22 protein-coding genes, 1 tRNA gene and 2 pseudogenes are annotated in these 26,232 nt (G+C 54.2%); 11 read left to right on the forward strand and 14 right to left on the reverse strand.

The annotated features are described in order from the left end of the window. Nucleotides 1–104 precede the first annotated feature (104 nt). Nucleotides 105–824, forward strand: a complete 720-nt coding sequence (locus IV01_RS12060) for an amidotransferase (protein WP_032628773.1) — start codon at nt 105–107, stop codon at nt 822–824. Between the two features lie 75 nt (nt 825–899). Here IV01_RS12060 and IV01_RS12055 read toward each other — a convergent pair whose 3' ends face one another. The 5 genes from IV01_RS12055 to IV01_RS12035 all read right to left on the reverse strand — a co-directional run bounded on the left by IV01_RS12055 (nt 900) and on the right by IV01_RS12035 (nt 4,113). Continuing rightward, nucleotides 900–1,871: a magnesium and cobalt transport protein CorA gene (locus tag IV01_RS12055; protein WP_032628775.1), complete on the reverse strand. Its 972-nt coding sequence runs from the start codon at nt 1,869–1,871 to the stop codon at nt 900–902. A gap of 124 nt (nt 1,872–1,995) precedes the next feature. Further along, a complete protein-coding gene (locus tag IV01_RS12050) occupies nt 1,996–2,688 on the reverse strand; it encodes a crotonase/enoyl-CoA hydratase family protein (protein WP_032628776.1) in 693 nt (230 codons plus the stop codon). A 111-nt stretch (nt 2,689–2,799) separates the two neighbouring features. Further along, nucleotides 2,800–3,462, reverse strand: a complete 663-nt coding sequence (locus IV01_RS12045; RefSeq protein WP_032628777.1) for a class I SAM-dependent methyltransferase — start codon at nt 3,460–3,462, stop codon at nt 2,800–2,802. 8 nt (nt 3,463–3,470) lie between these two features. Continuing rightward, the gene (locus IV01_RS12040) at nt 3,471–3,764 is read right to left on the reverse strand and encodes a DUF6388 family protein (RefSeq protein WP_032628779.1); all 294 of its coding nucleotides are present in this window, start codon (nt 3,762–3,764) and stop codon (nt 3,471–3,473) included. Nucleotides 3,765–3,921: 157 nt separating this feature from the next. Continuing rightward, nucleotides 3,922–4,113, reverse strand: coding sequence for a hypothetical protein (locus IV01_RS12035; RefSeq protein WP_032628781.1), 192 nt, complete (start codon nt 4,111–4,113; stop codon nt 3,922–3,924). A gap of 253 nt (nt 4,114–4,366) precedes the next feature. Here IV01_RS12035 and IV01_RS12030 point away from each other — a divergent pair. Together IV01_RS12030 and IV01_RS0125115 are read left to right on the forward strand one after the other, a co-directional pair. Continuing rightward, nucleotides 4,367–4,456, forward strand: a tRNA-Ser gene (locus IV01_RS12030). Nucleotides 4,457–4,825: 369 nt separating this feature from the next. Beyond that, nucleotides 4,826–5,512: pseudogene (locus tag IV01_RS0125115) on the forward strand (hypothetical protein); the annotation flags it as partial. Between the two features lie 5 nt (nt 5,513–5,517). Here the strand turns inward: IV01_RS0125115 and IV01_RS12025 are convergent. The 4 genes from IV01_RS12025 to IV01_RS12005 form a co-directional block, all read right to left on the reverse strand. Next, nucleotides 5,518–6,891 carry a DUF2971 domain-containing protein gene (locus IV01_RS12025; protein WP_195758788.1) on the reverse strand — a complete coding sequence of 458 codons (1,374 nt, stop codon included), beginning with the start codon at nt 6,889–6,891 and terminating at the stop codon, nt 5,518–5,520. A 181-nt stretch (nt 6,892–7,072) separates the two neighbouring features. Continuing rightward, complete coding sequence (locus IV01_RS12020) at nt 7,073–7,957, reverse strand: hypothetical protein (RefSeq protein WP_032628783.1); 885 nt, start codon at nt 7,955–7,957, stop codon at nt 7,073–7,075. Between the two features lie 570 nt (nt 7,958–8,527). Next, the gene (locus IV01_RS12010; protein ID WP_032628786.1) at nt 8,528–9,376 is read right to left on the reverse strand and encodes a hypothetical protein; all 849 of its coding nucleotides are present in this window, start codon (nt 9,374–9,376) and stop codon (nt 8,528–8,530) included. A gap of 1,418 nt (nt 9,377–10,794) precedes the next feature. Continuing rightward, on the reverse strand, nt 10,795–11,553 hold the full coding sequence (locus IV01_RS12005) for a 3-oxoacyl-ACP reductase family protein (RefSeq protein ID WP_032628787.1): 759 nt from the start codon (nt 11,551–11,553) through the stop codon (nt 10,795–10,797). A gap of 118 nt (nt 11,554–11,671) precedes the next feature. On the opposite strand from IV01_RS12005, the gene IV01_RS12000 reads away from it, so the two are divergent. Beyond that, entirely contained in the window at nt 11,672–12,595 is a 924-nt protein-coding gene (locus IV01_RS12000; RefSeq protein WP_032628788.1) for a LysR family transcriptional regulator, read from the forward strand. A 143-nt stretch (nt 12,596–12,738) separates the two neighbouring features. Here IV01_RS12000 and IV01_RS11995 read toward each other — a convergent pair whose 3' ends face one another. Continuing rightward, a complete protein-coding gene (locus IV01_RS11995; protein WP_032628789.1) occupies nt 12,739–13,488 on the reverse strand; it encodes a 3-oxoacyl-ACP reductase family protein in 750 nt (249 codons plus the stop codon). 192 nt (nt 13,489–13,680) lie between these two features. Continuing rightward, entirely contained in the window at nt 13,681–14,220 is a 540-nt protein-coding gene (locus IV01_RS11990) for a cytochrome b (protein ID WP_032628791.1), read from the reverse strand. Nucleotides 14,221–14,941: 721 nt separating this feature from the next. Between IV01_RS11990 and IV01_RS11985 the strand changes: the two genes are divergently transcribed. From IV01_RS11985 to IV01_RS11965, 5 genes are all read left to right on the forward strand, one after another. Next, nucleotides 14,942–16,081 (forward strand): hypothetical protein, encoded by a 1,140-nt coding sequence (locus IV01_RS11985; RefSeq protein WP_032628792.1) that lies wholly within the window; start codon nt 14,942–14,944, stop codon nt 16,079–16,081. A 193-nt stretch (nt 16,082–16,274) separates the two neighbouring features. Next, nucleotides 16,275–17,195, forward strand: coding sequence for a DUF72 domain-containing protein (locus IV01_RS11980; RefSeq protein ID WP_032628794.1), 921 nt, complete (start codon nt 16,275–16,277; stop codon nt 17,193–17,195). After that, nucleotides 17,192–17,977 carry an endonuclease/exonuclease/phosphatase family protein gene (locus IV01_RS11975; RefSeq protein ID WP_032628796.1) on the forward strand — a complete coding sequence of 262 codons (786 nt, stop codon included), beginning with the start codon at nt 17,192–17,194 and terminating at the stop codon, nt 17,975–17,977. Before IV01_RS11980 ends, IV01_RS11975 begins: the two co-directional genes overlap by 4 nt. Then, nucleotides 17,974–19,257 carry a cardiolipin synthase ClsB gene (gene clsB, locus IV01_RS11970; RefSeq protein WP_032628798.1) on the forward strand — a complete coding sequence of 428 codons (1,284 nt, stop codon included), beginning with the start codon at nt 17,974–17,976 and terminating at the stop codon, nt 19,255–19,257. Before IV01_RS11975 ends, clsB begins: the two co-directional genes overlap by 4 nt. Beyond that, nucleotides 19,254–20,240: a lysylphosphatidylglycerol synthase domain-containing protein gene (locus tag IV01_RS11965; RefSeq protein WP_032628800.1), complete on the forward strand. Its 987-nt coding sequence runs from the start codon at nt 19,254–19,256 to the stop codon at nt 20,238–20,240. The genes clsB and IV01_RS11965 overlap by 4 nt, the downstream gene beginning before the upstream one ends. Nucleotides 20,241–20,326: 86 nt before the next feature. On the opposite strand, the gene IV01_RS27485 is transcribed toward IV01_RS11965, so the two are convergent. Continuing rightward, nucleotides 20,327–20,884 (reverse strand): methyl-accepting chemotaxis protein, encoded by a 558-nt coding sequence (locus IV01_RS27485; RefSeq protein WP_229636125.1) that lies wholly within the window; start codon nt 20,882–20,884, stop codon nt 20,327–20,329. Continuing rightward, nucleotides 20,876–21,715: pseudogene (locus IV01_RS27490) on the reverse strand (PAS domain-containing protein); the annotation flags it as partial. The gene IV01_RS27485 and the pseudogene IV01_RS27490, both read right to left, overlap by 9 nt. Nucleotides 21,716–21,865: 150 nt before the next feature. On the opposite strand from IV01_RS27490, the gene IV01_RS11955 reads away from it, so the two are divergent. Both IV01_RS11955 and IV01_RS11950 read left to right on the forward strand, forming a co-directional pair. Further along, a complete protein-coding gene (locus IV01_RS11955; protein WP_032628803.1) occupies nt 21,866–22,885 on the forward strand; it encodes a Gfo/Idh/MocA family oxidoreductase in 1,020 nt (339 codons plus the stop codon). 187 nt (nt 22,886–23,072) lie between these two features. Next, nucleotides 23,073–23,477: a TraR/DksA family transcriptional regulator gene (locus IV01_RS11950; RefSeq protein WP_027897818.1), complete on the forward strand. Its 405-nt coding sequence runs from the start codon at nt 23,073–23,075 to the stop codon at nt 23,475–23,477. A gap of 51 nt (nt 23,478–23,528) precedes the next feature. On the opposite strand, the gene IV01_RS25920 is transcribed toward IV01_RS11950, so the two are convergent. Next, nucleotides 23,529–25,775, reverse strand: coding sequence for an ATP-binding protein (locus IV01_RS25920; protein ID WP_050507599.1), 2,247 nt, complete (start codon nt 25,773–25,775; stop codon nt 23,529–23,531). Nucleotides 25,776–26,232 lie beyond the last annotated feature (457 nt).

Consider the following 26,232-nt stretch of genomic DNA (forward strand, 5'->3'; position numbering starts at 1 on the left):
AAGGCAATCGTGAGCAAACCCGCAAATGGCCCCTTGCCTTGAAGTGTCGGTTCAGGGCAGGCTTGATCGGAGCACTATCGCCTTTACCGCTTCAGGTACTTTTTATGCCGCTACGCATCTGCATTCTGGAAACCGACATCCTGCGCCCGGAACTGGTCGATCAATATCAGGGATACGGGCGAATGTTCGAGCGGCTCTTCGCGCGCCAGCCCATCGCCGCAGAGTTTGTGGTCTACAACGTGATGCAAGGTGTTTACCCGCCGGAAGGCGAGCGCTTCGATGCTTATCTGGTGACCGGCAGCAAGGCAGATTCGTTTGGTACCGATCCCTGGATCGAAACCCTGAAAGTCTACTTGTTGGAGCTGTATCAGCGTGGGGACAAGTTGTTGGGTATCTGCTTTGGCCACCAGTTGCTGGCGTTGTTGCTGGGCGGTAAAAGCGAGCGCGCCACCAAGGGTTGGGGCGTTGGTATCCATCACTACAATCTGGCGCCCGCGACACCCTGGATGAGTCCGGCCATGGAAATACTGACCTTGTTGATCAGCCACCAGGACCAGGTCACGGCGTTACCCGAAAACGCCACAGTGATCGCTTCCAGCGACTTCTGCCCGTTCGCGGCTTATCACATCAACGATCAGGTGCTGTGCTTCCAGGGCCACCCGGAATTCATACATGACTACTCTCGGACCTTGCTCGACATTCGCCAGCAATGCCTTGGTGAGCAGGTCTACCTAAGCGGCGTCGCCAGCCTGGACCACGACCATCACGGCCTGACCGTGGCGGAGTGGATGATGCGGTTTGTGGCTCATAAGGCAGCGGTTTAGCGGCAAGCTGCAAGCTGCAAGTGAAAAGCGGACCAGCGTCTTCTTGCCGCTTGAAGCTTGCCGCTTGCCGCTGCTTCAAAGCCATCCCGACCGCTTGAAGCTGGCAAACAACGCGCTGCACCCGCCGACAATCACCCCCAGCACCACATAATATCCGTAGTGCCAGGTCAGCTCAGGCATGTTCTCGAAATTCATGCCATAGATGCCCGCAATGGCCGTCGGGAAGGCGAGGATGGCCGCCCAAGCGGCAAATTTGCGCTGCACGATGCTTTGTCGCGAGGACTCCAGCAGCAACCCGATTTCAATGGTCTGGCTGGCGATGTCCCGAAGGTTGCCGAGGTCTTCCATCTGCCGTTTGACATGGATTTCCACATCGCGAAAGTACGGCCGCATGTTTTTGTCGATGAAGGGGAAGTTGAGCTTCTGCAGCTCTTCGCCGACCTCAACCATGGGCGCTACGTAACGCCATAAGCGCAGCAGATCCCTGCGCAGGCTGTGGATACGCTGGATATCGGTTTCTTTAAGCGCGCCGGTGAGCACGCTGTGTTCCAGCTCTTCAAGTTCGCAATGAATGGCTTCGGTCACCGGCTGATAGTTTTCCGTGACGAAATCCAGCAGGGCATACAGCACGAAGTCCTCGCCATGTTCCAGCAGCAGCGGGCGCGCCTCGCAACGTTGGCGAACCAGTCCGTAGGACTTGGAGTGGCCATTGCGCGAAGTAATGATGTAGCCCTTGCCGGCGAAGATATGGGTCTCGATGAACTCCAGCTTGCCGTTCTCCCTCACCGGCGCATAGGTGACGATAAACAAGGCGTCGCCGAAGGTCTCCAGCTTGGGGCGGCTGTGGACTTCCAGCGCATCCTCGAGCGCCAGCTCATGCAGGTTGAATTGCTCCTTCAAGCTGGCCAGTTCGCTGGCGCTGGGTTGTTCCAGGCCGATCCACACAAAATGGCCTGGCTTGGCGGCCCAGGCGGCGCCTTCTTCGAGGCTGATATTGGTTATTTTTTTTCCTGCGCTATAAACCGCAGCGGCGACGACTCGGCCCATGATGACTTCACTTCTTATGATTGCATTCGCCCGAATGTCGGGCTTTTTGTTCAGAGTCGGTAACTCGCCGCGAGTTCGCAAGGTAACAGCCCGTGATGGCGGGCTGTGCGACCCTTGGCAGGGATCAGCTCAGGGCGTGATTCTGGTCCGCTTCGATCGCAGCGTCGAGGGTCTCGAGCAAGGTTTTACGGACTTTCAGTTTGGTGTGCTTATGCGCGCTCATGTTGATCTTCTTCAACTGTAACGCTACATCGCGGGCGGCCTGAGGCAGTTCTTCAGCGCTGACCAGTTTGTCGAGGAAGCCAGCATCCACTGCACCTTTGGGGTCGAACATTTCCCCATTGATGACCGAGCGATGAAACGCCGATTTGCGCAGCCGATCACGTGCCAGCTCAATACCCACATGGTGCATGGTCATGCCGATCTGCACCTCGTTCAGGCCAATGCTGAACGGGCCTTCGACACCGATCCGGTAGTCGGCGGACAGCAATAGAAAAGCGCCCTTGGCGACGGCGTGCCCAGGGCAGGCGATGACGATAGGGAAGGGGTGAGCGAGCAGGCGCCGAGCCAGAGTCGACCCTTCCTTGACCAGACTGATGGCCGCCTCGGCACTGGATGTCATGACTTTAAGGTCGTAGCCGCCTGATAGAATGCCGGGCTGCCCAGTGATAATCACCACCGCACGATCTTTTTCAGCTTGATCCAGCGCACTGTTGAACGCCGCCACCACCGCAGGTGAAATCGCATTGACCTTGCCGTTGCTCAAGGTCAGGGTGGCGATGCCATCCTCCAGTTGGTAAGAGATCAGATCACTCATGGCAAGTTTCCTTGTTATTGAAGTGAGCAGACGTTACTCACCCCTAACAAAGAGGTAAAGCGATGACTACCGAGTCAGATAATCTCTGTGGTCAAACCGGCTCTGCGCTGGTTATTGAATGGGTGATCGGCCACTGAACAGCGCGACTTTGCCCCGAACCTCTATGTGAACGTCGGCGAAGTGCAAGGCAAGGGCACTGCGCAACCCTTCAACCGTATCGCTGCGGTTACCGAAAATGCCCTTCTTGTTGTAGATCGCCATCAATTTGCGCCCGAAACCGTTATGAGCGACGGCGTCGCCAAGAATCGTCGCGCCGAACAAGACGCCGTTTGGCTTGAGGCAAGGTTTTAGATTGGCAAACACCGTGGCTTTGTCGGTCATGGTGCCCGGCAGACAATGCAGCAGATAGAACAGCGAGATGGAGTCGTAACGCCCGACCTGCTTTGCTCCTAACGGTAAAAACACATCATGCTGCAGGGTTTGGGTGTCCTTGCGGCCGAGCCGCTGGCTGGCGGCTTGCAGGCTACTAGTGTTGAGGTCCAGCAGCGTCACCTGGGTTGTGTCGGGCAGGTTGGCATTCGCCAGGTAGTAACCGGTGCCTACGCCTACATCTAGATGGTGCCGGCCTACCTGTCGGTCGAAAAAAGGTTGTAACACTTCCCGGGTTGGGCACTGCCAGGCAAATCGATTTGAAATGCCCAGCACCCAGGTGTCATAAAGCTTCAAGGTCAGGGGTGAGTAGACTGCAGCTCCAGCTTCTGACGAGGCATTCATGACGAGTCTTACTCCTCTATTTCATTCAGCTCGCAGTATTCGGCCCAGTCCATCCCCAATGTCTCGGCGACTTGCTGATGAGCTTCCAGGCGCATGGCCTTGAGTTGCTCCGGCGTTTCGGCAATTAACTCCAGAGCCAGCTCCCAGGGCTCAATGCCCTGATCTTCGGCCTCGTCTTCGAATGCCCACTTGGTCTGATCCAGTTGCTCCTTGGCGCTCAGATCCTTGATCTCTTCGCGCAACCCCGGGTTGGTCTCCAGGTATTTGGCCAGGGCAACATCGTTCCATTCGAGCAGGTTCATGTGGTTCTCCGGCAGTGTTGGAGCAAGGTGAATCATCTCTGCACCCGTGGGTAACAGGACAACAAGAGGCGCGATTGTGCGTGATTGACGGGGGAGGTGCCAGTGCCGCTGCGTGCGTGTGGTTGTGAGACTTTTCTGATTTGTTTAGCGCGTCGGGCTATTCAGCCGCCAGAGCCATCCTCGAGGCCACCGCTGCATCCAGCAGCCTGTTTGCCTGCAAAGCCACGCTCGCTGACAGCTTTTCGTCGCCAGCCTCCTTGAGCATGACCACCAGATCCAGCAGCTTGCCCACCTCGATCTCAATGCTGCGAACCGAGTCCGTAATCTGATATCGGGCCGAATGTGCCATCGTCTGCTTTCTCCGCCGCGTCAGCCGCGCCCAATATAGAACAATCGGCGAAGACGTAGAACGCCGACGACATCAAAATGACATAGCTACCTCAGAGCGCGCGGGGATCCGAACGTCCGCCACCACTGGCCGGAGAACGGCAAGCCAGAGACTTTTGCTTAACCGCATGAAAATTCTGAAAAAAACCTTTGCGTTCGATAAAGCTTTGAACTACATTAGCGCGCCTCGACAGACCAACGGTGTGACGAGATACGGTGAAGTGTCCGAGTGGCTTAAGGAGCACGCCTGGAAAGTGTGTATACAAGAAATTGTATCGAGAGTTCGAATCTCTCCTTCACCGCCAAATTCGATGTAAACGAAACCCCTGAGATTCCTCGTGAATGTCAGGGGTTTTTCGTTTGTGGGGCTGAATAGCAAAACCGGTTAGAGGCTGAACGCACCCCCTCGTAGGAGCGCGCTTGCCCGCGATGCCATCGACGCCGTAATTCAGTCAATCCGCGCCATCGTTATCCGCGAGCATGCACCACACTTACAGGATCCTCGGTCATCTGTAGGAGCGAGCTTGCTCGCGATGGTATTGCTCAAACGCAGATGAACATCTTGCATATACCGCGCACCCCTGTTGGAGTCGAGCTTGCTCGCGAAGGTCAACGACGCGGTTAGCGAGAGGCAACGCGTTCTCGCTCTTCGCCGGTAAGTCTGAATTTAAAGCACCCACGTAGTTGTGCGCTTCGCCAATGGCTCGCCCAGCAAGCCCTACATTCAAACGATCCTGCCGCACGGGGTGCCGAAGGGTGACCAGGTTTGGCAACACAGTGACGCGGTGCAGCAGCGCGTCGACGCGGACGGCAACTGGCTACGCCTCACGGACGGCAAGATCCGCGACCATTCCCTGGCGCGTGAAGTGGAAGCCCTGGGCAACAGCGAGAAGTACCAGAGCCACCTTCAGGACGTAGAGAACCATTCCACTGAGGAAGTGGGGGGCATCAAGCGAATCAATGCCCTGGGCGCGCTCAAGCTCAACTCAGCCGGTACCGCAACGCTGGCCGCCGTCGACGACATGCACCAGGCGACCGGTCGCGACCTCAACGTGGTTGTGGGCAAAACCCATAACGCCACCGTGGGTGGCGATATGCAGGAGAAGATCGCTGGCTTACGAAAGAGCGTGTCGGAGGTCAGCCAGCGCTTAATTGCCCCGAAAAACCACGTGGGATCCGAGCGCGTGAACATCTTCCAGGTGCTGTGTGACGCCTTGGATTTGCTTGCTGAGATGAACGTCCAAATTGCAGCACACGTTCACGCTTCGGGGCCGCCTACATCATCAGCAGCCCTTTTCATGGAAAATTCTGCATTAGCAGCTAGTCAAGGGGAAGAGCTGAAGTCTATAACTTCTAACTAGCCTTTTTAAATGTTCAAATTCTGAATCTTGTAATAGCGAATGGTATTGTCGGTTCTGTCAAAGTAAGCTTGGTACACATTGATTTCTATATTATTCCCGATGCAAAGCTCTTTAACTATATCGAGAGTTCGTAGCTTTTGCTCGAGCGGTGTTCTGATGCCGAATATCACCCCGTCAAGATTGTCTAGGGAGTAAGTAACAGTTCTACTTGATTTGTTCGCTATGTCATAAGCAAAGTCGTCCAAGACTAACCTGTATTCTTGCTCTTTTTTCCAGGCCTTCAGCTTGCAGGTGAATGAGTGGGTGAAGTTCTCAATGTGCATATTAGGATTTGCAGTGCCAAGGCTCTGGTACCAGCTTTTGCAAATGCTTACGTCGTTGTTATCACCTTTGTACCAATATCTGACCAAGTCCGTTTTTGGTATCCTTGCCATGCTAACGAAAAAATTAGTTTCAGGATGGCCTTTGCCATAATCAACTTTGTAAAAGAAGAGGCTCGACCAAGAATTGGATTCGCTCGAATTTTGCTGTAGAGGTGGTAGTTTTAGGTTTATAAACATTTTTTCGTCGCTAGCTTCAACCTTGTATTTCAAGCATATTCCTTTATGGCCATCTCCATATGTCCCCCATATTGACGCATCCTCGCAGCTTTTCATAAAGCATGCCACATACCAGCTAGGATACATGAGGCGCTCTAATGCATTGCAGAATTCTTGCGGGAAGTGCAGGCCGACGTACATGTCAGCAACATTACGAGTCCTGATACTGTTTTTCCAATTGTTGCTCAGCGCAGTATGCGTTAAAAAATTGTAAAGCGTTTCAGTGAAGAAAACGCCCAGGGCTGCATCTGAAATTTTGCTCGCTATTTTCACTGTCTGAATAATTGGACCGAAATAATGAGTCGGGGCCGGGCCTTTTGGTAGATGCGTATCATTTAAAAAACCATGCTTATGGAAGATTGTCTGAATAATGTGGCGGGTAATCGGGTGGAAAAACTGGAAGTGCACCTCTAGTTCGTTTTTCTGAACTATTCTGTTGTTTCTGCAGATGATGTTTATATAATCCTCTATTAGCGGGGCGGAGAAGAAATGCTGGCATATCTCAGCAATCGCTACCTGTAACTCGCTATCAAAGTCTTCAATGGTGCAGTTTATGTCAATGGTAGTTTGGGAGGCCAATGTTTCATCATTGTCATGGGTTTTTAAATACTGGCGCGCATGACAAATTAAGTAATGTTTTATAAGGTTTTTCCATATGATGAAGTCGCCGCGCCAATGAACGCTTTTAAAGCCCTCTAATGGGTCGTTAAGCTCCTCAGTTGATGCGAAATAAATCTGCTGTGTTTTAAGTTCGCCTAAAAAAATATTACCTAAGGTCACGTCATCATTCCCTAGTAGCCTGTGGGCCGACCTGAACCTATACAAATAATTTTCCATAACATAAGTCCTAATTGTTGTGACTATCCTGCCCGGCTCGGGTACTGATGACTGTACCTACGGTCCCACCTTCAGTTCGTAGCGCGGCCCCAAGCTATGAAGCAGATCATGAACCTAAACCAGTTTAGAGGTTCAAGTAAGCGCGTTCGAATTGATATAGTTTTTCAAATGCGTTCATACGATGTAACATTTTTAAATGCTCCTTGCTGGTATATCCTTCCGGTACATTGAATGTAAGTTTAGCTAGGGCTTGAAATTTCTTAGCCTCTCGTAACCATCCACCATAGTCTGTCTGGCGATGGAAAGGGTCGATCCTTACATGTGCTGAAATAAGACATTCGTATACCTCTACACTTTTTTCTGCCGCGAGCTCGAGTAAAGCTACAGTGTCACCCTGTACGTAATCGCTTTTTGCAAATAATTTACTAAAGAAATATTTGTTGTTGCAGGCGTCTAGATATCCTTGTTGAATCATGGATTTCAAATTGTTGATGATCCAAGTAAATATAACGCGCTCTTCATTTAATAGGCGTTCCAAAAGAGTGCTAATGAACACTTTGTCCGCAAATCTATAAAGCTGATCGTCGCTTACTTTGGCATTTACAAAGTAACGATAAAGCAAGTCTAGGTCTGAGTGGGCAATATAATCCACACGTCTGTTTACTACGATGACAGCTGAGCATATGTCTCTCAGAATTTTGCTGTGGAGCTGATACTCCCGTAGCAGGATGTCAGAGTCTGCGAGGAACACATCATTTAGCAACACTGCTTCCAATAGCCTTGACTCATCTTCAGCTGCTAGTAAAAGCTGTTCGTTTAAGGAAAGCTGCCGGAAGGCTCCTCTGAATTCGGGAGTTAATTGGCGTCCGGCTTTCATTGTAAAGCCGTAATGCATGAGATCAATGTACAGAGAAATATCGTCGCCGCTTTGCTCTGTCATGTGAGGGCGCTCACTCTCACCAATGTGCTCTCCCGCCCTGACCAGTGAGAACATGTATTCGAGATTCATGAGTTTCTCCGGATGTATTCTTCTAGAGTATGGCCATCGTCGCTCGCAGCATTTATGAATTTAACTATTTGTCTCTTGAACGCTTTGTTTGAGATCTTTATCAGGCTTCCATAGTTTTGCATAAATTGGTTTAGTGAAGTGCCGCACCACAAAAGCAATCCGTCCCGACCTTCATCAAATGAAAAAATGAATCGGTCATGAAATTTCATGTTGGTTTTGCATATGTTGATTGATTTAAATATTTCTCTAGCGTCTATGTCTGTTATGACTTTCTTCAATGTTTTAGCTGACTCTAATTTCTGGTAGAGCTTACTGTGGTTCGATAGGTTTGTTATTATCGTAATGGTGCGTCCCACATGTCCCCCAAACATTCGCAGAACCAGCTCGATGTCTGTTTCTTCTAGATAAGGGTCTGCTATGACTATGTGTGTCGCATGTGAGGCTGCGAAGTGATGCGATATATTTCTAATAATGTCATCAATGCAGAATGCTTTTTCCTCGAGCATTGGTATCGTTATGAGATCGTCATAGTCCGAGTCGGCTAATATTTTTTCTCTACGAGCTTGCCATTTAGACATCGAATTTTGACCTATCCACTACCGTTTGGGTTATTACTCGGTCTTTGTATTTTATGTGTTTTTCACTGATGATATGTGAGTTAAGAGATATGCTTTTGATTAAGTAGAAGCTGGAGATGAAAATAATCTTTTGATCATGTTCTACTGTAGTGGTAACGAAATTAGGTACAAAGCCAGAGTTTACAAGATGCGTGTTTTCATCAAGTTCGTAACTGTGTGTGTGCTTCTGGTTATCGTCGTTGCTTTTAATCGTTACGAGAGCACCGGAGTATAAGTTAAAGTAGTCTTGCATCGTTATGCTATAGCCGGTCGTTTGTTGGTCTGCTAGACCTCTGAAACTTTCCTCAAGTCGCACGGGATCGAACTCTGTAAATACGCCTAAAAGATATGGATATTTATATAGGTCGATTGAGTATTTGGTTTTAATGGTTTCAACATCTTTCATGTGAGCGCGAAGGAAGTCTTGGCTTTCGAATTGACATGTGTCAAGTTCGTTGTAGTGGAAGTTTGCCCAGGTGCAAAGATTTGAAAAAGGGTTAAAGTTTTCTTGATCCATCTTTTGTTCTAAAAAAATCAACTCTGAATTGTCAAAGCTCATATCTACTACAAAAGTGTCCATCTCTTTTTTACATACTTTAAATCTTTTTTCTAAGATGGCTTGTGATACTTCAGACGCTTCAGAGAAGTCTTTGTATAGAACTCTCCACTTGTGTAGTGAATGAATCTGCCAGTCTTTTATATAATAATCGAGTTCCGACATGTGCCATACAATTGCGTGACCGTACACCAACGCTCCGGAGTCATCGATAATCAATAAAACGCGATTTACCTTACCAATCATCAAATTGCTCCTCCCTGACAGCTCAATCTCATGTAAATAAATCTACCAGAGTCCAGTGGCAGGTGGCCAGTCGGTAGTTGCTTATGCAGTCATAACGCGTTGAGACCTCTTGAAGTGGGTAAGAGTCGGGTTCCAGCGTAAAACCGAGTCGGCAAGAAAAAATGCTGAAAAAAAGCACTTATCCCCCTCCCGCCGACGGGCTTTGCGTGATTTTTTTGTGCAATCCGCCCCGTGGTGCAAACGAGGCTGCAGCCCGCGTAGGTCGTGGGTCTCTGCAGGTGATCGGGCTTTTCATTTTGTGAAAAGTTTTGCAAGGAAATGAAGCGCGGTTGCACAGCGGCGCGCTCACCTGGTGAACGAGGCTAAAAGCTGACACGCCCGTATTCATTGGCCGGAAAACTTGAAAACGGTTCATTACCAGTGTTTTTGAAAACGGGGCAGATCAATTCAGCGAGCATGTTTTAATCCATGGATCCGGGATAAAGCCAGCCGCAGCCCAGGTGTTGCGTGGCCTGGAGTGAAACTCCGTGGTTGCACGACGTTACAGAGTAGGGCGGGAATCCAGGGTGGTTTTGAAGCGCTCACAAACGGATTGGAAAAAGCCTGTTTGCGGGAACGGTGTTGAAAGTGGCTATTTTTCGCCACCCTTATGAAAACCTTTAAATATGTGCTCTACAGGCCACGGAAACCGGGGGGTTGATACATGGCGAAAGGGTGGCCACGCAAGGTATTTATGAAGGTATTATAATTAAAACCGTTATAAATCAATTAGTTAAAAACAGAATCAAATAGCTTTCGTGATAGCCCCATAAATAGTCACAGCGGCGAAAAAAAGATGGTTGGTCGATTGTCTACAAGCCCCAGTTTCACTGGTGTGTAGACGATTAATGTAAAAAAATACCTTTAATACTCACTTTAAACCTCAACCTGAAAATTCGATTTAGCGCCTTTTGAGGGCATATTTGGGGGATCCCACTCAGGTTCTGCGCTCATCCGTGGGACCGCCATGGGACTGTAATGGGACCAAATCACTCTACCGCACCGGGCTACAGCCCTTATAAACCGGGGGGTAGCCTTTCGAAAACGTCGAACGGGTGGGTTCGAACCTCTCCTTCACCGCCAAATTCGATGTAAACGAAACCCCTGAGATTCCTTGTGAATGTCAGGGGTTTTTCGTTTGTGGGGCGCAAAGGCAAGCTCTGGGGAATTGCGCACCAAGCCCGTTGGCGTGTGTGGGCGGCATTCCAACTTGCCCGCGAATCAGTCGACGTGAAGCTCAGGTTCATCGCGTCATCGTTCTTCGCGGGCAAGCTCGGCTCCCACAGGGGGCGGGATCTTCGGGCCCACCGCGCCATTGTTCATCGCGGCAAGCCCGGCGCCAACAGAAGTTGGGTTCGTGGAGTCAGCGCTTGGCTAGCTCAGGCCCCAAACCCACCATCAATGCTCAGGCTGGCACCGGTGATGTAACCCGCTTCCGGGCCTGCCAGATAGGCGACGAAGCTGGCGATTTCTTCGGTCTGGCCGTAGCGACCCACAGCCATCATGGCCATGCGCGACTTGGCGCGTTCGCTGGTTGCCGGGTTCATGTCCGTATCGACCGGGCCGGGTTGCAGGTTGTTGACGGTGATACCGCGCGGGCCGAGGTCTCGGGCCATGCCTTTGGTCAGGCCCACCAGTGCCGATTTGCTCATCGCGTACACCGCTCCACCCGCAAAGGCGCGCTCGGCATTGATGCTGCCGATATTGATGATGCGGCCCCCGTGAGCCATCTGCCGAGCAACTGCCTGACTGGCAACGAAGACACTGCGTACATTGACGTTAACCGTGCGCTCGAAATCGTCGAGGCTGAAGTCGTCCAGTGGGCCGACCGCCAGCACGCCAGCGTTATTGACCAGAATGTCGATGGTGCCAAGCTTCTCGGCCGCTGTGGCGACGGCATCACGGATGGCCTGAGGGTCGGCGCTATCGGCTTCGATCGCCAGTGCCTTGCCACCTTCGTTGATGATGCTGTCCTGTAGTGCTTTGGCTTGGGCGTCGGCGTTTACGTAGGTGAAGGCAACTGCGGCACCTTCTTTCGCCAGGCGTTGAACAATAGCGGCGCCAATGCCACGGGAGCCGCCCTGGACGAGCGCCGTTTTACCCTTGAGAGGGCCGGAGGATGCTGTTTGCTGAGTCATGAAGTTCTCCCGATCAGGTGAGTGGTTTGAAAAGGCGGCGAGTATCGGGTGGTAATTGCGCGCTGTGTAGACGCTGATTGCGATAGTCTTTGTAAACCAAAAGTTTAGAATCCAGACCATGGAAAACTTCAGCAGCATCGAATGCTTTGTGCGCAGTGCCGAAGTGGGCAGTTTTGCCGAGGCCGCACGACGACTTGGTTTGACCCCTGCCGCAGTGGGCAAGAGCGTTGCCAAACTGGAGGCACGTCTCGGGGTGCGTCTGTTTCAGCGTAGTACCCGGCGCCTGACGCTGACGGAAGCCGGGCAACGTTTCCTGGGGGAAGTGACGGGTAGCCTGAACACCATCCAGAATGCAGTGGCCAATCTGGTCAGCACACAGGGGCAGCCCAGTGGCACGCTGAGGGTCAGTATGGGCACGGTGTTCGGGCGGCTTTATATCGTGCCGCTACTGGCCGAGTTCTTGCGCCGCTATCCAGCCATTACGCCGGATTGGCATTTCGATAATCGACAGGTGGATTTGATAGGCGAGGGCTTTGATGCAGCCATCGGTGGCGGATTTGATTTGCCGCAAGGGGTGGTCGCCCGAAAACTGGCGCCTGCACATCGGATCCTGGTGGCATCGCCGGACTATCTGGCAGCGCGAGCGGAGATTCGCAATCCTGAGGATTTGCAGGGCTACGAAGGCATCCTGATCCGTTCTCCCCAGACGGGTCGAGTGCGCACCTGGCCCTTGACCAATCGCGCGCGCGAACATAGCCCGATGAATCTCAAAGGGCGTATGACCATGAGCGATCCTGATGCGGCGTGTGGTGCGGCGGAGCAGGGGCTGGGCATTGCTTTGGTCAGCGTGGCATTCGCTGTGCCGTATTTGCGCCGTGGCCGCTTATTGCGCGTGCTGCCTGACTGGTACGTTGATGACGGCATCCTGTCGCTTTATTACAGCGAACACAAAATGCTGCCAGGCAAGACTCGGGCGTTTGTCGATTTCGTGATCGAGCAGTTTGCCGAGCAGGAATTGTCACGTTTATTCAGTGCTATCTAGGTCGTTGTGGTGTGGAAACAGGGGTGCTGTAGAAGCTCGAGCAACGCGAGCCAGCGATAGCGTTCTGCCTGATACACCGCCATCGTGGCCTCGCGTAGCTCGTGTGCTCTTACAGAAAACACATTCCAGATGAGCTAACGGCCTCAGGCCCCGAAGCCGCCATCAATGGTCAGGCTGGCGCCAGTGATGTAGCCGGCTTCCGGGCCTGCCAGGTAGGCGACAAAGCTGGCGATTTCTTCGGCGTGACCGTAGCGTCCAATGGCCATCAGCGGGATCAGCGATTCGGCGAAGTCGCCGGTTGCCGGATTCATGTCTGTATCGACCGGGCCGGGTTGCACGTTGTTGATGGTAATGCCCCGTGGGCCCAGGTCACGGGCCAGGCCCTTGGTCAGACCTACCAGTGCAGACTTGCTCATGGCATAGACACCGCCGCCAGCGAAGGGCATGCGATCGGCATTCGTGCTGCCGATGTTAATAATCCTGCCGCCATCGCCCATGTGTCGCGCAGCCGCCTGGGAGGCGATGAACACGCTGCGCACGTTGATGTTCAGGGTCCTGTCGAAATCTTCGAGGCTAAATTCTTCCAGCGGACCGACGGCCAGCACGCCCGCGTTATTGACCAGAATGTCGAGGCCACCAAACTGCTCGACCGTGCGGGCTACCGCCTGTTGAATCGCCTCCGCGTCGGCACTGTCGGCCTTGATCGCCAGGGCTTTGCCGCCGTTAGAAATAATGCCGCCCTGCAGTTCCTGCGCCTTGGCGTCGGAGCTCACATAGGTAAAGGCAACCGCTGCGCCTTCTGCGGCCAGACGTCTGACGATGGCTGCGCCGATACCACGGGAGCCGCCCTGAACGAGTGCCACTTTGCCGCTGAGAGTGAATTGCTGAGTCATGCTGTTCTCCAGAGTCGTGAGTGAAGCCGTTGATGGGGGGGCAGTATCCGGGGTGGATTGCATGCCGTGTAGCCAGTAATTGCGATGGTCTGTGTAAACCAGAAGTTTAGTATCCGTACCCCAAAGGGCGGCGCGCCAGTCGCCAAGCCATCGGGCGTGCGATGCCTGACCGGCATTTCCAGCCTGTACGGCCTACACCATCCGTTTGACGGTATTGTCCTTGCGCACAAAGTGGTGCCAGATCGCTGCAACGACATGCAGACCAATCACGTAGTAAAAAATAGTGCCCAGCAGTTTATGGACGTCTTCCAGGTTTTCGGCGAATTGATCTGAAACCGGGAAGGGGGACGGTATCAATAGCTGCGTCAACGGGATCGGCAGCGAGCCTTTTTCGATCAGTACCGTGAACAGACCCAGCAACGGTTGCGCAAATAGAAATGCATACAGCAGGTAGTGCGAAAGGGTTGCCGCTGTTCGCAAAACACCTTCCAGAGGTGGAGTGATGCCGGGCGGTGTGTGGCGCCGACGCTCTGCAACCCTGAAAAATGCCATGAGCAATACCACGATGCCGACCCAGTAATGGCTCTGGACCACAAAAATCCGTACGTCGGAGCCCCGGGTAAATTGCGATCTGCTGAGAATCAGCATGTAAGCCAGCACGATCAGGGCCGCCATTCCCCAATGAAACCAGCGGGCCTTGGAGCTGTAGCGTTCAGAGGTAGGTAAATTCACGGTTAATTCCTTTGCTGTTCTTTATAGTTTTCGAGCCAGTCCGGGCGTCTGCGCAGTACCAGAGCGAGAGCAGCCGGATATGTCTGTCTGACCTACGCCGGTGCCGATTCGCTCCACTGTGATGCTCTATTTGTGGCACTTGTGCAGCGACTTTTTGCCGAAACGTCCGCCTCGCCTTTTTTAGCAAGCTCCATGCCCCAGCGCCATCATTTTGAGCGTAGCTGTGTGCTTAATACTATCCACTTGGCACGTTCGTTCAGGCATGACGAGCCCTCTACGAAGCCCGTGAATTAAATCGAGCATCAAATAGCCGCGCAATTAAAATATTCATAGTTATATCCAATCGTACTGATGAGGTCGCCAGACATTGTTTGACAGTTTTCATTCTTGGATCCATCTTGTTCCCACGCTATTCCGAAATGAGTGACAAGCCGGTGAGAAAGTGACCATGTGAAGGTATGGCTGTGCTGCAGAGACTTGGGTGTGAACGTGCAGTTAATAGCACGATAACATTATAAGAAAATCTTATAGATCTATTTGGCTAGGGTGGGCAAACAAAAATTCATATAACGTTCGGAGAAAAATCTATAACTCAATCCTGGCCTTTGCCCTTGATGCATTGTGAATGATTGCATCTTTAATGGACCCCAGCTGCGTGCTTGCGGGTTTTTGTCTGCGCGGGAAGCATCTACTGATCTCAGCCTGGCTGAGGAGAAATCTGATGGATACCAAGAAATTGCTGATTGTTGGCGGGGGAGATCTGTGCATGCAGCTTCTCAAGTTGCTAATGCCGAGTTGCAAGTTTGTTTTTTATCTGGCCGGGCGTGATATGAAGAAACTTATACGTAGTTGCAATATGTTGCGCGTTGGATGCTTGCAGTTAGGCAAGACCTGTACAATTTATCCGGTAGTAATGGATTTGGCAGAAGGGAATGTAGAAGAAAACTCCGCCACTCTTTCACGTATTCGACCGGACATTATTTTCAACGGTGCGGCGCTGCAATCCTGGCGAGCTATTAACCAGCTCTCAGACGATAACTTCCAGGCACTTGAACAAGCCCGTTTTGGTCCTTGGTTGCCGATGCAACTTGCGCCCGCGTATGAACTCATGCGCGCGGTCAAACATTCGGGCGTCAGGCTGATGACGGTTAACGCGGCGTTCCCTGATGCGGTCAACGCAGTGCTCTACAAGGTTGGCATGGCCCCGGACACCGGCTCGGGGGGGATCGCCAATCTCATTCCAGCGCTCAGGCTGTCTATTGCCAGGCTGGCAATGGCGCCTCCAGAAAAGGTGCAAGTGAGGCTGGTTGCGCAACAGTATTTCGCCCATCACGTCGCGAATGCCGCCTTGCCACCTTGGGCGCCTTACCGTCTGAGCTATGCCGTCAATGGTGTGGATTACACCGGTGAATTCCAGGATGCGCTAATTTTCCGTTCGGTCTGTACCCACTTCCGCAGCCTCGGCGGCATCAATATCAACTTTCTCAGTGCCATTTCCGCAGCCCAGATACTGGAAAATCTGCACAGCCCTGAAGAAATCTTCACCCATGCACCTGGGCCCAACGGTTTGCCGGGCGGTTATCCGGTGCGTATTGGAATGGGGCATGTCTTGTTGGCACTGCCTTACGAGGTGTCTCGGGCCGAAGCGATCAGCGTCAATCAGGTGGGCCTGCGCGAGGATGGGATTGACACCCTGCACGCCGATGGCAGTGTCACATTTGACGCCCGCAAGATGGCCATCATGGAAGAACTGATGGGCTTTCATGTGGGGCGCATGCCATTGGCCGACGTCCATCAGTGTGCTCATGAGCTCAATTGCAAGTTCCGGGAGTTTACCCAATCAAGCCTGCAAAAGGCCTGAACGAAAAGTCTTGATCAGCCCTAGCGGAGGGAACCGGACGTAAAGTCAGGGAACCTGTGCCAGTGCCAGGATTCATATGACGTGACTACTCAAGTTTGATCTCGGACGTCACTCAGGCTGACAGCATGCCTGGAGGTCCGAAACGATTGGGATAATTGGGATACACGCATTGCACTGGACTGAGACTTTCCCCATGAGCGATATCCGCATAGGCATTTCCGGCTGGCGTTACGTCCCATGGCGAGGGGATTTCTACCCAGAGAAGCTGACTCAGAAGAACGAGCTGAAATTCGCCTCGCGGGCCGTCAACAGTATCGAAATCAATGGCTCGTTCTATTCCTTGCAATCGCCTGAACTCTACGCCCGCTGGGCCGCTGATACTCCGGACGATTTCGTCTTCAGCATCAAAGGTCCGCGCTTCATTACCCATGTGCGGCGCTTGAACGATATCGAAAAACCGATGGCCAATTTTTTCGCCTCTGGCATCTTCCAGCTTGGCCGCAAACTCGGGCCAATACTCTGGCAGTTCCCGCCCAGCTTCAAATTCGACGAGGAAAAATTCGAGCACTTCCTGAGCCTGCTGGCGCACAACATGAAACAGGCCAAGGCATGTGCACAAACCTGCGATGAGCGCATGGACAAGCCCGGCTATCTGGATATGCCCAAGACCGGCAAGATTCGCCATGCCGTAGAGATCCGTCATGCAAGCTTTTGTGTCCCCGCGTTCGTAGCGCTGTTGCGCAAATACAAAGTCGCGCTGGTGGTCGCAGATACCGCAGGGAAATGGCCATACGTCGAAGACCTCACCAGCGACTTCGTTTATATGCGCCTGCATGGCGATAAAAAACTCTACGCCAGTGGCTACAGCGATGCCGCCATTGAGCGGTGGGCTGAGCGTATCGATGCCTGGCGCAGGGGCGGGCAGCCCGCGGATGCACATTTGATCGCAAAAAAACAGAAAGCCCCCAGCCGTAAATCCCGCGACATATTTTGCTATTTCGATAACGACATCAAAGTCCGGGCGCCTTATGACGCCCGCAAGCTGTTGGAGCGTTTTGACCTGGCCAGGACGCTGCAAGTAGCGCCTGGTGACCTGCAAGGAGTTGAGTTTTGACCAGTGCCACAGCGCCGATAGGCGTGCGAACAGCGACGCCTGCCAGGGTTAGCTTGAATGTGCTGACCATGAACATGCACATGGGCTTCGGCTTCTTCAACCGGCGCTTCATCCTGCCGGAATTGCGCGATGCAGTGCGCAATGTGTCGGCGGATATCGTCTTTCTTCAGGAAGTGCACGGCGAGCATCAGAACCATGCGCAGCGGGTCAAAGGCTGGCCCACCACGTCGCAGTACGAATTCCTTGCCGACAGCATGTGGACCGATTTCGCCTACGGCCGCAACGCGGTTTACCCCCACGGCCATCATGGCAACGCCCTGTTGTCCAAATACCCGATCATTCGTCACGAAAACCTCGACATCTCGATCCACGGTACTGAAGAGCGCGGGCTGTTGCATTGCGTGCTCGAGGTGCCGCATTTCGGTCAGGTGCATGCCATTTGTGTGCACCTGGGATTGCGCGAGCATCACCGTAGTCAGCAATTGAAACTCTTGGCTGAGCTGTTGGCGCGGCTGCCTGAGTCGGCACCGGTGATTGTCGCTGGTGACTTCAACGATTGGCGTCAGCGCGCCGATGCGCTGCTGGCCGGAACCGGTCTGCACGAGGTGTTTGTCCAGCGTTTCGGCAGTCCGGCCAAAAGCTTTCCGGCACGCTGGCCGCTGTTGTGCCTGGATCGGATTTACGTGCGCAACGCAACGACCGAACGGCCCAAAGTGTTGTCGAACCGGCCATGGTCACACCTTTCGGACCATGCACCACTGGCAGTTGAGGTGACCTTATGAACGATCAGGCCCATAGCCATGGCCGATGGCAGGAAGGCAACTCGGTTGAGTTGCTGATCAACGGCGAAGATTATTTCAGCCGAGTGTTTGAGTGTATTCGCGCTGCACGCAAGGAAGTGTTGCTGGAAACCTTCATCATTTTTGAGGATCGCGTCGGCGAGGCACTGCAACAGGCGCTGATTCAGGCGGCTGGCAATGGTGTGAGGGTGGTGGTCACGGTCGATGACTACGGGACCAGTGATCTGAGCTCATCATTTGTCGCACGCATGCTGGCGGCCGGGGTTCACATTCAGCTGTTCGATCCTCGGCCACGCCTGATGGGTATGCGCACCAACCTGTTCCGCCGCCTGCATCGCAAGGTGGTGGTGGTTGACGGTGAGCTGGCGTTCATTGGCGGCATTAACTACAGCGTCGACCATATGAGCGATACCGGGCTGACCGCGAAGCAGGATTACGCCGTGCTGGTGCAGGGGCCCATTGTGGCTGACATCCACCGTTCCGCCATGCGTATGCTGGGCGCCGACCTGAAGGCCAAGTTCCAGGCATTGCGGGTTGAGACCCATCACGCGGGCAGTGCCCGGATGCTGCTCTGTGAGCGGGACAACGCTGAACACACCACGGATATTGAAGAGCAGTACTTGCTGGCGATCCGCAACGCTACCCAGCGGATTACCATTGCCAACGCCTATTTCTTCCCCAGCTATCGATTCCTTCGGGAGCTGCGCAACGCCGCTCGGCGTGGGGTCAAAGTCACGCTGATCCTTCAAGGGCAGCCGGATATGCCGTTTGTGCGGGTCTGTTCTCGGCTGACTTACACCTATCTGCTGCGCGATGGCGTCGTGATCCACGAGTACACCCAGCGTGCGTTGCACGGCAAAGTCGCGCTGATTGACCGCGAATGGTCCACCGTTGGCTCCAGCAATCTGGACCCCTTGAGCCTGGCGCTGAACCTCGAAGTCAATCTGTTCATCCGGGATCAGCAGCTCAACCAGCACCTGCACGAGCATCTCCGGGATCTGGCAGCCACCCATAGCAAGCAGATCAGCCTCAAAGGTGCCGCGCGGGGCCAGTGGTGGCGAGCGCCGATGATTTTCCTGAGCTTCCACTTTTTGCGTCACTTTCCGGCGATTGCCGGTCTGTTCCCGGCACATGGCATGCGCCTCAAACCCATACGTGCCGACGATGTGATCCCTCAGGCCAGTGTGGTCGAGCGCGAACAGAACAGTGTTAATCAGGACCTGCAAGCCAGCCTGCAACCAGACCAGGAAAAGTCGCTATGAGCCACGCCGTTGATGCGTCTTCAGAAAAAACGGCTGAGAAGCCCAGCAATAAGTGGAAGTGGGCCAAACGCGCCTTCAACCTGTTTTTCTTTATCGCCGTGCCGGTTTTGCTGTTCTTGTTGGTGAAAAACCTCGACTGGCAGGAAGTAAAGCAGGCGTTGCAGTCCTACAAGCTCAGTACCCTGGCGATCGGGATCGCGATCGCTTTGTGCAGCTACATGACCTACTGCTGCTTCGACGTACTCGCCCGGTTCTATACCGGTCACAAACTGGCCATCAAGCAGATCGTGCCGGTGGCCTTTGTCTGCTACGCCTTTAACTTGAATCTCAGTTCTTGGGTGGGTGGCATCGCCTTGCGTTATCGCCTGTATTCCCGATTGGGCCTGGATGTGCCGACCATTACGCGGATTTTGAGCCTGAGCCTGGTGACGAACTGGCTGGGTTACATGCTGCTCGCCGGGTTTGTTTTCGCCATGGGCTTTCTGGAGCTGCCCAAAGACTGGGCGGTAGGTGCAACGTCATTGCGTTTGATTGGTGTCGCGCTGCTGGTGGTGTCGATTACGTACCTGCTGGCCTGTCAATTCTCGACCCGGCGCTCGTGGACGATCCGCAATCAGGAAATCACCTTGCCCTCGCTTAAACAGGCGTTACTGCAAGCCAGCCTGGGTGCCTTGAACTGGTCGTTGATGGCACTGGTGATTTACACCCTGTTGCCGGACAAAGCGTTTTACCCTGCGATTCTGGGGGTGCTACTGATCAGCAGCATCGCCGGGGTGATCACCCATATCCCAGCGGGGCTGGGCGTTCTGGAAACCGTATTCATCACATTGCTGCAGGATGAGTTTTCCAAAGGCACCCTATTGGCGGCCTTGATTGGTTATCGGGCGATTTACTTCCTGCTGCCGTTGACCATTGCGCTGGTGGTGTATCTGGTGCTCGAGAAGCGCAGCAAAAAGATGGGGGAGAGGAATCAGAAGCTTTAGGAGCCGTCGGAGGTTACGACGGCCGCGAAAGCGGTGTGACAGGCAAACCGCAATCCGCAGCCTTCGGCAGCCACAGGCCCGTATTCTTAACGCGACGAATCATCCGCAAACATCTTCACAGCGTTCACCGCGTTGTTCGTGCCTTCGCTGATTTTCACGATTGCCAGACCGGCCTGATCCGCGAGGTCTACGCCTTTGCTGGCATTGCTGCGGGTGGCGCCCATGCTGGTAATTGCCTGCTGGGTTTCGCTTTGGATCATGCCGATCATTTCCGAGATTTCGGCTGTCGAGCGGCTGGTTCGACCAGCCAGCTGACGCACTTCATCTGCGACAACAGCGAAGCCACGGCCCTGATCGCCAGCTCGGGCGGCTTCAATGGCGGCATTGAGCGCCAACAAATTGGTTTGCTCAGCGATGCTGCGGATGGTGTTGACGATGGCGGTGATTTGTTCGGAGCGCTCACCCAGTTTGGCAATGATCCGTGAAGAATCGTCGATGCTTGAAGAAATCTGGCGCATCTCGGTTGCCGCCTGATGAATGACCTCAGTGCCTTGTTCCGCAACTTTCTGCGTTTGGACAGAGATGTGGTAGGCCTGTGCAGCACTTTGCGCGTCGCGTCCGTGGCGTTCAACGCGCTCGGTCATGTCCGAAGCGAACTTCACTATTTTGAAAAGTTTGCCGTTAGCGTCATACACCGGGTTATAGCTGGCTTCCAGCCATAGCGTATTGCCATGGCGGCTGATGCGCTTGAATTGGCCGGTGAAGAACTCGCCCTTGTTCAAACGACGCCAGAAGTCGCCGTATTCGCTGCTGTTGACCAGCTCTGGAGGGCACAGAGCGCTGTGGTTTTTACCGATGATCTCGGTGCTGTTGTAACCCAGCAGGCGGAGGAGGTTGTCATTGGCGCACAAGATGCGCCCATCCAGATCAAACTCGATCACCGCCATGGCCCGGTCCAGAGCCGCCAGTTTACTTTTGGCTTCGCTTTCCGCTTCGATTTTAACGGTGACGTCCATGGCATATTTGATGATTTTGGACACGTTGCCCGTGGCGTCTTTGACCGGGTTGTAGCTCGCTTCCAGCCAGACTCGTTCGCCTTTGGCTGTTACCCGCAAAAACGTGGCGGAAACGAACTCTCCGGCACGCAAGCGTGTCCATAGCTGGCTGTATTCGGCACTTCGGGAAAATTCATCAGGGCAGAACAGCTTGTGAGGCTTGCCAACGACTTCTTCAGGCCGATAGCCCATTGTCTTGGCAAAGTTTTCGTTAGCGCTTAGAACATTGCCATGCAGGTCGAACTCAATGACCGCCATTGATCGGTCGATGGCCTGTAACAGGCTGGACTGCTGGTCGATGATGTTCTGCAGGGCGATCAGTTCTTTCTTATGGGAGCTGAATAGCATACTGGTTGGCTCGGATAGGGCAGTATAAGGACCCGATCCATGGCCGACAGGGTGAATTCCCCTCATGCTCATCCATAGGCAACGATGCAATCATAATGGCATTACCCAGGCTGTACAATTACTTGTACAGTAAATATTTTTGTATAAGTTTTTGAACGAATTGTTAAATCGGTTGCCTGTAAAAGTTGGCGTCTCAGAATCACTCGAACTAAAGGAGCAAACATGCGTATTGGACTCGTCGGATACGGTAAAGGAGGGCGCTACTTTCATGCGCCGTTTATCGCGAGCCTGCCGGATGCGACTTTTGTCGGCGTAGTGACCCGTTCAGCTGAGCGACGCCTGGAGCTGGCTCAGGATCATCCTCAGGCGGTGGCGTTCGACAGCCTGGCGGACATGGTCGCTGCAGGCGTGGATGCGGTTGCCATCTCTACACCCATGCACTCTCGACCGGCGTTGATACTTGAGGCCATCGAGCTAGGGGTGGCGGTGGTCAGTGACAAGCCATTTGCGTCGGATGCTGAACAGGCGCGGGCGTTGGTCGATGCCGCAGAGCGCAAGGGCGTGCTCCTCAGCGTCTACCAGAACCGTCGTTGGGATTCTGATTTTCTGACCGTGCGCAAGCTGATCGACGATGGGGTCCTGGGTGAAGTGACCCGGTTTGAGTCTCGTGTCGAACGTTACTCGCCGCGGTCGGTCGGTAAAACCGCCGGCGGGGGTATGTTGCGCGATCTGGGTAGCCATCTCGTGGATCAGGCGCTTCAACTGTTCGGTCCGGTGACCAGCGTGTATGCCGAGCTGGATTACCTGAACCCGGAACAGCCAGTGGATCACGGTTTTTTTGTTGCCCTCACTCACGCCAACGGTGTGATCTCGCATCTAGTGGGGCATTGTCTGCAGAATCTTCCAGGGCCGCGTTTCCGGATCAGCGGTTCCAAGGGCAGTTACAGCGTCGAAGGCTTGGACGGCCAGGAAGCCGCCTCGCTCGCAGGGCTCACGCCCAAATCCGAAGGCGAGCGTTGGGGTATTGAATCCCAGGATCGCTGGGGTCGCTTCGAGCAGGGGGATCAGCGTGAAACCGTTCCGTCGCAGCGCGGTTGCTGGCCGCAGTTCTATCAACAGTTGCAGGAAGCGCTGGCTGGATACGCATCCAACCCGGTAGATCCTCATGATGCCGTCGCAGCCGCAAAAGTATTGGACGCGGCGCGTTTGAGCGCCACGGAGGGCAAGGTCGTACGGTTGTAACGGGATGTACATCCCGGTCAATCGGCACTTGTTAAGCAAATAAGTTGCCGACTGCCGAAGGCGGCCTTAGACTGCCGCCCCTCGTAAATTGAGTGCCAGGTGGCGCTTGGAGACTATGGCGCTTTTACGGCAACGCAGAGCCGCTCCTTAATTCGCCTTAATGCACGTTTTTTTTATAGAGAAATCAATGACAAAGGAAAAGTTGCTGGCCATGCCGGCCGATGACTACATGAATGCCGAGCAGCATGCTTTCTTCGTCGAGCTGTTGCAGGGTATGAAGGTAGAAATCCACGAGCGCATCGAGCAGAGCCGTATTGCTATCGAAAGCCTGGACACGCCTGCCGATCCTGCCGACGCTGCTTCCGTCGAGGAAGAGCGTCACTGGCTCGTCAATGTGATCGATCGTGATCAGCGTATGCTGCCTCAGCTTGAAATGGCCTTGTCGCGCATTGCCGATGACAGCTTTGGCTGGTGTGACGACAGCGGCGAGCCTATCGGCCTCAAGCGCCTGCTGATCAGCCCGACCACCAAGTACTGCATCGAAGCGCAAGAGCGTCACGAACAGATCGACAAGCATCAGCGTCAAGCCTGATTCAACAGCCAGCAGCCAGCGCGGAGTCAGGCTCCGCGCTGGCTGAGTTGCTCAAAGCATCTCGCGGATTTTTGCCGTCAGTTCGGCAAGGGTGAAGGGCTTGGTCAGAAGATCCATGCCTTGCTCCTGAAAACCGCCCGCAAGGGCCGCGTTCTCCGCATAGCCGGTCATTAGCAAGATGGGTAAATCCGGACGCGTCAATCGCGCCGCTTCTGCCAGTTGCCTGCCATTCAGGCCGGGCAAACCGATGTCGCTAATCAACAGGTCCACTGGCTTGCTGCTGTTGAGGATTGCCAGACCCTCCATGCCATCCGCCGCCTGCAGCGTGATGCATTCGAAATCCTGCAGCACCTCTACCACCAGCTCGCGGACCGTCCGCTCATCCTCGACAACCAGTACCGTCATGCCGCCCGCCGGCCGTGAATGGACAACGCTGGCCTGCATGTCGAGGCTGTCTTCGATCTGCTGATGACGTGGCAGATACAGCATCACTCGGGTGCCTTGCCCTGGTGTCGACTCGATGCGCACGTAGCCTTCAGACTGCCGGGCGAATCCATAGACCATGGAAAGTCCCAGTCCGGTGCCCTGGCCCAGGGGCTTGGTGGTATAGAACGGTTCGAACGCATGCTCCAGGACATCAGTCGACATGCCGCAGCCGGTGTCTTCAATGCTGATGCAGATGTAGTCACCCGGCACCGCGTCAACCTTCTCCGCAATGGCGTCCTGGTTCAGTGTGGCGTTTGACACGCTGAGGGTCAGTTGACCGTCGTCGCCCATGGCATCTCGGGCATTGATGACCAGATTCAGCAGGGCGCTTTCCAGTTGATGCGGGTCGCACAGCGTCAGCCATAACTCATCGTGGGCAAACAGGTGCATGCGGGTGTTTTCCCGCAGGGAGCGACGCAACAAGTCTTCCATGGAGAGCATCAGCAGGTTTACGTCGGTGGGGCGCGGGTTCAAGGGTTGGCGTCGGGCGAAGGCCAGCAAACGATGGGTCAATGTCGCAGCGCGATTGGCAGACTGCGTGGCCGCGTCGATATAGCGCTGGGTATCCAGCGGTTTACCGCTGGCGCTGCGACGGCTGATCATGTCCAGCGAACCGATGATGCCCGTCAGCAAATTGTTGAAGTCATGGGCGATACCCCCGGTCAGTTGCCCCAAGGCCTCCATTTTCTGTGATTGGCGTAAAGCTTCCTGCATTGCTTCACGCTCGCGGGCTTCTTCGCTCAGCTTGGCGAGCGCTTCGTTGAGGGCCTGATTACGTTGTTCGACTTCAGCGCTCAGTTGGCGGTTGGCTTCATGCAGCACCTCGGCCGCCGCCTGTCGCATCTGCAACGCCTCGGCCAATGCTTCAGCGCGTTGATGTTCTTCTTCATAGACATCCACCCGGACCAGGCTGGAAGCGACCTGGCCGCTGATCAGCTCGATAAAGCTTAGATAGTCCGCGTCCCTGGGCCGGTTAGGGTTCAAGCCAACCAGCATGAAACCATTGAGCAGCAGCCCGTCGGCACCTTTGAGCGGGGCCATGACCAGGGTGTTTGGCGGTCGGTCCCACGCCCCGCGAGGCAGAACCCCGGTGAGGTTGCTCAGATCATGCAGAACCAGGCCATCCACGCCCTCGGGCAGACACTGCCCGCTGTTTGGGTGACCGAGTTGGCACAGTTGGCTGATGACAGGGTCCTTGCTGGAATCGAAGCCGCTGCTAGAGGCCAGTTCCGCCACGCCATTGGCGTCCAGCGTGAAGGTCAGGGTAAACGGCAGGTCACGGTTCTCTGAGCAGAGCGCGTCCTGCAGTTGGCTGAATACGCTCTGCCGGTCCCGGGTGCTGACCATGCCGCTGGACACTGTGCGCAGTAGCGCCAGGCGGCGTTCGTTGAGGACCCGCGCGGTGTCTTCGATTACCGCGCAGAACACGCCTTCAATCGCGCCCTGATCGCCCAGCAACGGACTGTAGGAAAAACTGTGGTAGGTCTCTTCTGGCTGCTCGTTGCGCAGCAGAATCAGCAGCAGCGACTGGTCCCAGGTCGAGACCCCGCGCTTATAAACCTCATCAATGCGCGGTTTGATCTCTGGCCAGATTTCCGACCAGAGTTCGCCGGCTGGCATGCCCAGCGCGTAGGCGTCCTTTTGCCCCAGCGTCGGTCTATAGGCATCGTTGTAGAAGAAATGCACCTGCTCGCCCCAACCCAGCCACATGTCGAAGCGCGAGGTCAACAAGATACGCAGCGCCATCTTGAGCGACTGCGGCCAGTGCTCGGCAGGGCCTAAAGGAGTGGACGCCCAGTCATGAGCTCTCATGCGCTGCGCCATCGTGCTTTCGCCGATGAAAATGTCCGCATTGGAACAAGAGGATTCAGAACGCAAGGCATCCCTCAACATCATTTGAATGGGCGGTAACGCAGCCTATTAAACGGACTGCACAGCACATGCGACAGGGTCCATGCTTGTGAGTTCTGCCATTGCGCTTTTTACAACTAATGCCGCATGGCTAAAAGCCTTTAATCGGCGTTTAATGCAGACAAAATAACGATAAGCACAAACGGGGTAAAGGAAATGGTCGCAAATGGATCTGTGGTCGACAAACCTTCCAGTGTGAGGCCTGTGGAGGTTGCGCTCACCCCGGGTGCCAAGTGGTGGGTAGCGGTCCTGCAAAGCCTTGTGTTGGCAGGCTTGTTCATCGCCATGCCTTTGCTCCAGCTGTCGCTGTATTTGGTGTTGCCGTTGGCGTTGATTACGCTCTGGCTGCCAAGGTTGT

Source organism: Pseudomonas syringae (assembly GCF_000737245.1).
Taxonomy (GTDB): Bacteria; Pseudomonadota; Gammaproteobacteria; order Pseudomonadales; family Pseudomonadaceae; genus Aquipseudomonas; species Aquipseudomonas syringae_J.

Excerpts from the sequence above, each read along its gene's own strand:
- IV01_RS27485 (WP_229636125.1), bottom strand. The coding sequence starts at position 20,884 with ATGACCGAGCGCGTTGAACGCCACGGACGCGACGCGCAAAGTGCTGCA.
- IV01_RS11965 (WP_032628800.1), top strand. The coding sequence starts at position 19,254 with ATGAGCCACGCCGTTGATGCGTCTTCAGAAAAAACGGCTGAGAAGCCC.
- clsB (WP_032628798.1), top strand. The coding sequence starts at position 17,974 with ATGAACGATCAGGCCCATAGCCATGGCCGATGGCAGGAAGGCAACTCG.
- IV01_RS12050 (WP_032628776.1), bottom strand. The coding sequence starts at position 2,688 with ATGAGTGATCTGATCTCTTACCAACTGGAGGATGGCATCGCCACCCTG.
- IV01_RS25920 (WP_050507599.1), bottom strand. The coding sequence starts at position 25,775 with ATGAGAGCTCATGACTGGGCGTCCACTCCTTTAGGCCCTGCCGAGCAC.
- IV01_RS12060 (WP_032628773.1), top strand. The coding sequence starts at position 105 with ATGCCGCTACGCATCTGCATTCTGGAAACCGACATCCTGCGCCCGGAA.
- IV01_RS12000 (WP_032628788.1), top strand. The coding sequence starts at position 11,672 with ATGGAAAACTTCAGCAGCATCGAATGCTTTGTGCGCAGTGCCGAAGTG.
- IV01_RS12035 (WP_032628781.1), bottom strand. The coding sequence starts at position 4,113 with ATGGCACATTCGGCCCGATATCAGATTACGGACTCGGTTCGCAGCATT.
- IV01_RS11995 (WP_032628789.1), bottom strand. The coding sequence starts at position 13,488 with ATGACTCAGCAATTCACTCTCAGCGGCAAAGTGGCACTCGTTCAGGGC.
- IV01_RS11980 (WP_032628794.1), top strand. The coding sequence starts at position 16,275 with ATGAGCGATATCCGCATAGGCATTTCCGGCTGGCGTTACGTCCCATGG.
- IV01_RS12010 (WP_032628786.1), bottom strand. The coding sequence starts at position 9,376 with ATGATTGGTAAGGTAAATCGCGTTTTATTGATTATCGATGACTCCGGA.
- IV01_RS12005 (WP_032628787.1), bottom strand. The coding sequence starts at position 11,553 with ATGACTCAGCAAACAGCATCCTCCGGCCCTCTCAAGGGTAAAACGGCG.
- IV01_RS12045 (WP_032628777.1), bottom strand. The coding sequence starts at position 3,462 with ATGAATGCCTCGTCAGAAGCTGGAGCTGCAGTCTACTCACCCCTGACC.
- IV01_RS11950 (WP_027897818.1), top strand. The coding sequence starts at position 23,073 with ATGACAAAGGAAAAGTTGCTGGCCATGCCGGCCGATGACTACATGAAT.
- IV01_RS12020 (WP_032628783.1), bottom strand. The coding sequence starts at position 7,957 with ATGAATCTCGAATACATGTTCTCACTGGTCAGGGCGGGAGAGCACATT.
- IV01_RS11985 (WP_032628792.1), top strand. The coding sequence starts at position 14,942 with ATGGATACCAAGAAATTGCTGATTGTTGGCGGGGGAGATCTGTGCATG.
- IV01_RS12040 (WP_032628779.1), bottom strand. The coding sequence starts at position 3,764 with ATGAACCTGCTCGAATGGAACGATGTTGCCCTGGCCAAATACCTGGAG.
- IV01_RS11955 (WP_032628803.1), top strand. The coding sequence starts at position 21,866 with ATGCGTATTGGACTCGTCGGATACGGTAAAGGAGGGCGCTACTTTCAT.
- IV01_RS12055 (WP_032628775.1), bottom strand. The coding sequence starts at position 1,871 with ATGGGCCGAGTCGTCGCCGCTGCGGTTTATAGCGCAGGAAAAAAAATA.